The 6,537-nt window shown below is 35.5% G+C and carries 8 protein-coding genes; 6 read left to right on the top strand and 2 right to left on the bottom strand.

Annotated features, from left to right (window positions below):
• A partial coding sequence (locus tag Q0C19_RS02095; protein ID WP_295052376.1) for an SIR2 family protein occupies positions 1 to 2,330 on the bottom strand: 2,330 nt, incomplete at its 3' end.
• Between the two features lie 71 nt (positions 2,331 to 2,401).
• A complete protein-coding gene (locus Q0C19_RS11835) occupies positions 2,402 to 2,707 on the bottom strand; it encodes a tyrosine-type recombinase/integrase (RefSeq protein WP_366822751.1) in 306 nt (101 codons plus the stop codon).
• Between the two features lie 336 nt (positions 2,708 to 3,043).
• Between Q0C19_RS11835 and Q0C19_RS02090 the strand changes: the two genes are divergently transcribed.
• From Q0C19_RS02090 to Q0C19_RS02065, 6 genes are all read left to right on the top strand, one after another.
• Entirely contained in the window at positions 3,044 to 4,006 is a 963-nt protein-coding gene (locus tag Q0C19_RS02090; protein WP_295052374.1) for a L,D-transpeptidase, read from the top strand.
• Positions 4,007 to 4,009: 3 nt separating this feature from the next.
• Positions 4,010 to 4,600, top strand: coding sequence for an OmpA family protein (locus Q0C19_RS02085; RefSeq protein ID WP_295052372.1), 591 nt, complete (start codon positions 4,010 to 4,012; stop codon positions 4,598 to 4,600).
• 126 nt (positions 4,601 to 4,726) lie between these two features.
• Positions 4,727 to 4,999, top strand: coding sequence for a hypothetical protein (locus tag Q0C19_RS02080; RefSeq protein WP_295052370.1), 273 nt, complete (start codon positions 4,727 to 4,729; stop codon positions 4,997 to 4,999).
• A complete protein-coding gene (locus tag Q0C19_RS02075) occupies positions 4,996 to 5,217 on the top strand; it encodes a hypothetical protein (protein ID WP_295052368.1) in 222 nt (73 codons plus the stop codon). The genes Q0C19_RS02080 and Q0C19_RS02075 overlap by 4 nt, the downstream gene beginning before the upstream one ends.
• Positions 5,218 to 5,307: 90 nt before the next feature.
• Positions 5,308 to 5,601 carry a c-type cytochrome gene (locus tag Q0C19_RS02070; RefSeq protein ID WP_295052366.1) on the top strand — a complete coding sequence of 98 codons (294 nt, stop codon included), beginning with the start codon at positions 5,308 to 5,310 and terminating at the stop codon, positions 5,599 to 5,601.
• A 106-nt stretch (positions 5,602 to 5,707) separates the two neighbouring features.
• Positions 5,708 to 6,532 carry a serine hydrolase gene (locus Q0C19_RS02065; RefSeq protein WP_295052364.1) on the top strand — a complete coding sequence of 275 codons (825 nt, stop codon included), beginning with the start codon at positions 5,708 to 5,710 and terminating at the stop codon, positions 6,530 to 6,532.
• The last annotated feature ends 5 nt before the right edge of the window (positions 6,533 to 6,537 follow it).

Genomic DNA, 6,537 nt, shown 5'->3' with positions numbered 1-6,537 from the left:
ATTGGATTCTGACACAATAAAGTACTCAAATTTATCATTGCAAAAATAATATCTGGATGATCTTGATTTGGATAGAGTTTGTTTATCATCTCAAAAGATTTTTCATAAAAATCTTTTGCTGTGGGCTTATCTCCTAATTCGCTATGTAAGCTCCCAAAATAGGCAAGTATCTCAGCATATTCATTGGAATCTTTTTTTTCAATGATCGTATTTGCTTCTTCGACAATCATAAGTGCTTGCACATAGTTCCCTTTGTAAAAATCAACATAGGCTTTGTATGCCATAAGCATCGCTTTTGTATCATTGTCTGCTAGATAGTTTATCCATTGTTCTGAAAAAAGATTTGCGATTTCGAGTTTTGATAGATTTAGGAATTCATCTTTTATCTCAGAAATATAATTTGATAAGTTTTTTGCTACTTCATCTATAAACCTATCGTCAAGTTGTTCTTGTGTTTTCCAAACCTCTTTGAGAAGTCTATGGATGGTATAGCCTTGAGCAGATTTTTTAATATATTTGAGTTTGATTCCTATGGAAATTGCTTCGATTATATCTGTATCACCACAAGATAAAAGTTTTTTTATCAGCTCATCATCGATTGGTTCGTTTGCACCATAACTTAGTAACTGTAATATCTCTTTTAGTCGTGGAGTATCATCGATAATTTTTTGACTAATGGTTAGTGTGTTGGCGATATTGTTTTCGTGTTTTGTAAAACTCTCTGGTAGTGTTGACTTATTTAACAATTCAATGTTTTGCTTAGTGTAAAGATTTAGATAGTTTTCCCACGATAAATCCAGATATTTTACATAAGCACCAGCCATTTCCAATGCTAGTGGTAAGCCATCAAGTTGTTCACAAAGCTCTTTTACAAAACCGATCTCTTCCTCAGATATAGGTTTACCTGATTCTATCTCTAAAAGTTTTTTTGAATTTTCTAAATCTAAAGTTTGCAGTTCGATAGATGTATATCCTTGAATAGGATTTCGTGTAGTGATAAGTATCTGATTTGTAGGAGATTTTGGTAAAAAGTCTTGTTCTATATCTTCTAATCCATTGGTATTGTCGTAAATAAAAAGCATATTTTCAAATGATTTAAATTGATATTTTGCGCTATGGAGTTGTTCTTTTATATCAAGATTTTGATTTACGAGGTTGTATTGTTTTGCAAAAGTGAGTAACTGTTCGTCTAAGTTTTGATCCATAGTTAGCCAAACTACACCATTCGGATAGAATTCTTTGTACTCATGTGCATACTCAACTGCAAGCTGAGTTTTCCCAAGCCCTCCCATGCCTTCAAACTTTGCAACTTGTCCGATACTAAGTTTTTTAGATTGAGTTAATTTAGAGAGAATATCCTCTAATTTCCCTTCAATTCCTACAAAATCATCTTTTTTTGATTCAAAAGGGACATTAAAAAAAGGTGTTTTAGGTGTTGTTTGTATGTGTATAGGAGCATTAAAAGTTTGTTGTGTGGTGGATGCTATTGTTAAGTCATTGATTTGTTGCAAGAGTTTTAAATAGCTCTCTTCATAATCATCAACTTCAAGGAAATGAATATCTCCTAAAAATGAAAAATCTTGTTTTTGCCCTTTTTTTACAATCAAAAAATGTTTTGAGAGATTTGTCCCAAATATATCTTTTAATTTTTCAAGTTGCATTTTGATATAGGGATCATCAAGACTAAATCCACAAAAGATAAAACTTTTTGTAAGTAGATGATATTTCAAAACTTCAATAGCACCTGAATTTTCTTTATAGGTTTTTTCATAGCTCTCTTTTGTAAATACAATGTCATCTGGATTCGATATCTTTCCGTGTAAATACCATATGGTTTGATTATCAGGAATCTTTTTTAAAGATCCTATTTGTCCATGAATAGCTTTTTGACCCCATTCGATTAAATCATTTTTATTTTCACAAGCCCATTTAAGAACATTATCATAGTTGGTAGTTATAACAAGGTTATTTATTTTTAGGATTTCTTTTGCTATATTTAGGCTATTTTCATCAATAGTGTTGAAATTTCTTTCAAATGTTTTAGTTAAAAATGAATTCCAATGGCTATTTAAATATTTATGTATTTCAGATGCAATCGACAAATAATCAACTGGTGATATTTCTAATCCTGATTGAATACGAGTAGCTTTAGCATTTTCATTTTCATCTTTTAGAATTTGTACAGCATCTAAAAGACTATTTGTCCAGCTTTTAAATATTGGATTATTTTCTTTATCTTTAATTCCCATGGATATTCCAGCACCAACGAAAGGAATCAAATTATTGTTTTTTATTGCATCTATTAAACTTTGAGGGATATTGATAGCCATTAAGTGTCTACTTTGTATTAAAAATAATTTATTATATCTGAACACGTTTAATTATTTCAAATTCATTGGTTTTAATAAATCTTCTCAACCGCCGAAACTTTATTAGCTTCGGCGAGCTTCGCATACCGCAGCGTCATATTGATGTCCTTATGATTCATCAACTTCTTGATCTCATAAAGCGGTACTTGATTGATCGCTAAGTGAGATGCGAACGTATGCCGTAGCGTATGATTACAAACTCTGTTTTTCCAATCATCCCTCTCTAATCCATGATTAAACAGTTCATCATATATGGGTCGGGTATGGTAAGCGACTATTCTATGCGTTAGCAATCTATCGGTATAAAAAATATAGTCATTGGGTTTAAACCGATTCAAATACGCGCTATAACGCGATTTATTCTTTGTGTCATAGATTTACGCTTCGATTGCGTTCGTCAATATCACAGCGCTTTATGAGCAGTATAGAACCAAACTCTTGCGCCTGTGGATAAATCAAATCTCACAAAGTTATTTGACCTTTACTAAGTATTTCAATCCCTTCTGCGACATTTCCCAGAGATTAAACGATAATTTTTTTTGCTTTATGCCATTGTTTGCAACATATTTGCGACGTTAGAGTGATAGTGTTCTGCTTGTTTTTAAACAACATCGCTAAGATCAAATTTTTTTATTTGATTGCAACGGTTTCGTACAACGAAAGGTAAATTCTAAGTGATACAAAAAGTTTCATTTTTTTTCATTTTTATAAAGTTAATTCTAATATCTGCTATTGCAGATACAAATGTTTATACCGTATTTGTATGCTCTGATAAGACTTATGATCAAGCATTTGTGGATAAAAATCGCTATATAAAAAAAGCCGAAAAGGATATTTTTATTATCAGAAGCGAAGCAGGCGCATACAGAATAGCTTATGGTACTTTTGAAAGCGTTGCCGATGCAGAAGCATTCAAAGAAAATTTATCCGATGAGCTAAAAAAAATGAAACCTTATGTTGAGAAACTGACTGCAGAATATCTTGGACAAACACAGAATAAAAAAGTGGTTAAATTCCCATTCCAACCAGATGAGCATATAGAAAATGAAAATCATTTAGATACTTTTGAGAATAACACAAGTGTGTCAGAAAACACAAGTGTTGTTTTTGAAGAAATGGTGCAGTTGTCAACGGCAGATATGAACATCTATGATCCAAAAAACTTAGATCGAATCGTTATTTATATCAATTCAACGAAAAATTTTATGACCGTCAATGGATATAAAAATAAACAAAAATTCAAACTCAATAAATATAAAGTTTCGACCGCAAAACCGGATGTAAAAAAACCGGAAGGGGAAGGGGGTATTTCGTCGATTTCTCTGCATCCGATTTGGTATCCTACCGCTGAAACGTTGGATTATTTCAAAAAAGTGCGCAATATCGAGCTACCCAAAGCTATTCCCCCTGAAAGCCCATATAACTACATGGGTTCGGCAAAAATCTCACTTACACATACCGTTGATGGACGTCAGACGTATCGTATTCATGGGACAATTAATGAAAAAACTATCGGTAAGCATGAATCAGCCGGCTGTATCAGAATGAAAAACAGTGAAGTGTTAGCGCTTGCCAAATATCTCAAAGAATTTGCTTCCATCAGAGGAATGAGACAAATTCTGGTTGTTATGGATTAATGAATGATTAAATATTTGTGGATTATTTTATTGTTTTCTCAAACGGGTTGGGGAAACGCTATGACGAAAAAATATAAATTCAAGCCTTTTGATAACAGTTCTTTGCCCCATTTGGAAGTCGTACAGTCGAATGTAAACGATCAAAATAATTTTGCAGAAAAACAGGTAGCTTTTGAAAATAATCTAGTGAAAAATGAAAAAACAGCCCTCATAGAATCCAGATATACACATTCGTATTCTCCCCCAGCAAAGTTTAGGAATTATCAAATATTTGAAGGGCGGGATATCATTATTAGTAATGAAGGAAAAGAGCATTTGCGTAAATGGGCGCAATCTTATAAAGCGGGGAATTATAAATCGGTAACGATTAATGTTTACACCGATGATGTCCCGCCGAAACTACTTAAGATACGATTTTCAACAAATCTTATTCTTTCTGAAGCTCGTGCTAAATCAATCGCTGATTATTTAATGGGGCAAGGGATACATTCAAGTCAAATCAATGCTAAGGGATGGGGGGATGTTAATCCAATCGCTCCTAATGATAGTGAAGACGGGCGATCCAAAAATCGGCGTATTGAATTTATTTTATAAAGTTTTTTAGAGTCTAAAGAAAAAGCTGTAGAATTCAGCTCTGACTTGAGTGTAAATCCCTTTAGAGATGACTTGAGCTAAACTGTGTTAAAATTATGATTAAGACTCTATACCCCAAGGTTAATCATGCTATTTAATCCTACTCCGTTGGAAAAATTGACGACTCTCATTACCGATTTGATTGAAAAGCAAGCGGCACTCACGGCAGAACTCGAAACATTGCGGGCAGACAGTGCTTCCATACGTGGTAGCGAACAAACGAAAGATGCGGAAATCCAGCGTCTTCATGGTGCACTCGCTTCCAAAGATGAAGAGATTAAAATGTACAGCGACGAGCTTGCCGCAAAAGATGCCGAAATCGAAACCATCGTATCCAAAATCGAAAGCTTGCTTGGATGAAAGCCAAAGTAGCCCTTACTATCAATGCTAAACGCTATGACATTGATGTTGAGGAAGATTTTGCCCGTTTTCTCACGGCACAGATGAAGCAGGATTTTCAGATTGAAGGAAATAATGATCTGAAACTTCTTCTTCAAGCGTATGTTCGTAAAAGCTTTGCTCTTTATGAGCAAGAGAAAGAAATTTCGACACTGCTCGAGCGTCTTCAAACCCTCTGATATATTCCACAATCGCTTCACGATAATTTTTTATACTGCTCTCATCAAAAGGGAATCTCGAAAGAGATTCTCTCTAAAAAGGAGTTTACGATGAAAACGTTACTTGCTCTATGGGGTTTGAGTGTTATGTTGAGTGCTGCTGAGGGGGGTGCTTTGTATCAAAAATGTGCGGCATGTCACGGTGCCAAAGGGGAGAAGGCGGCTCTTGGAAAATCGGAAGTGATTGCCGGATGGAAAGCTGATAAAACATTGGATGCACTCAAAGGGTACAAAGCGGGAACGCGCAACACCAAAGGGATGGGTGCCATTATGAAAGGGCAAACCGCTACGTTATCTGAGGGTGATATGAAAACGCTCAGCGAATACATCGCAGGGTTAAAGTAATACGCTGATAATTCACACCCTTGGACAATGATACGATTTATGGGAGAATATTTTGGTTATATTTACCATTTTTAGCCATAATAACGTATCATAACAAAGGGGCGGGATGCTCAAATCTTTAATCTTCTTTTTTCTTCTGGGGTTCTCTTCCCTTTATGCCGAAATTGATTCAGAAAAGCTTGCTAAATTAAATGTTGAAGCACTGTTGGTAAAAAATCTTACAAATAACGAGATGCTCTACTCAAAAGAGGCGCTGCGCGAGGTGCAGCCGGCGAGTCTAACCAAAATTATGACTGCTATATTGGCCATTGAGCAAGGGGATTTAAACCGCTCTGTGGTCATTACGAAAGAGATGCTTCAGGTGGAACCGACTAAAGCGGGGTACAAAGAGGGAGAAGTTTTCGTATTGGACGATCTCATTAAAGCAGCTTTGATCAAATCGGATAACGATGCCGCGATGGCTGTTGCGATCGCGGTCGGCGGAACAATGGAAAATTTTAAAGCGATGATGAATGCCAAAGCGGCGAACATAGGGATGGTCAATACCGTTTTTACCAACCCTTGCGGGTTTGATATCGGGAATCATCACTCGACTCCGCAAGATCTACTTGTTTTGGCGGAATACGCGATAAAAAATTCTGTTTTCAATGATGTTACCCGCTTAAATCAACATACCTATTATTCACTCAATACGTCCCGCAAATTTGTTGCCCATACTCATAATCAGCTGCTGAATCAGTATGAATACGCCGTAGGTGTAAAAACAGGGTATACCTCTAAAGCGGGACCGTGTTTAATCGCACGTGCCAAAAAAGAGGACAGAGATTGTCTGATTGTGATGCTAAACTCCAAAGAGAATCGCTGGAAAACTGCCAAAGAAATCTTTGAACAGGTGTTTGTTCCTTCCCAGGATGTATTAGCATCCTTATAAGGAAG

Source organism: Sulfuricurvum sp., assembly GCF_023250475.1.
GTDB lineage: Bacteria > Campylobacterota > Campylobacteria > Campylobacterales > Sulfurimonadaceae > Sulfuricurvum.
This window is presented reverse-complemented; position numbering and strand designations above follow the sequence as displayed.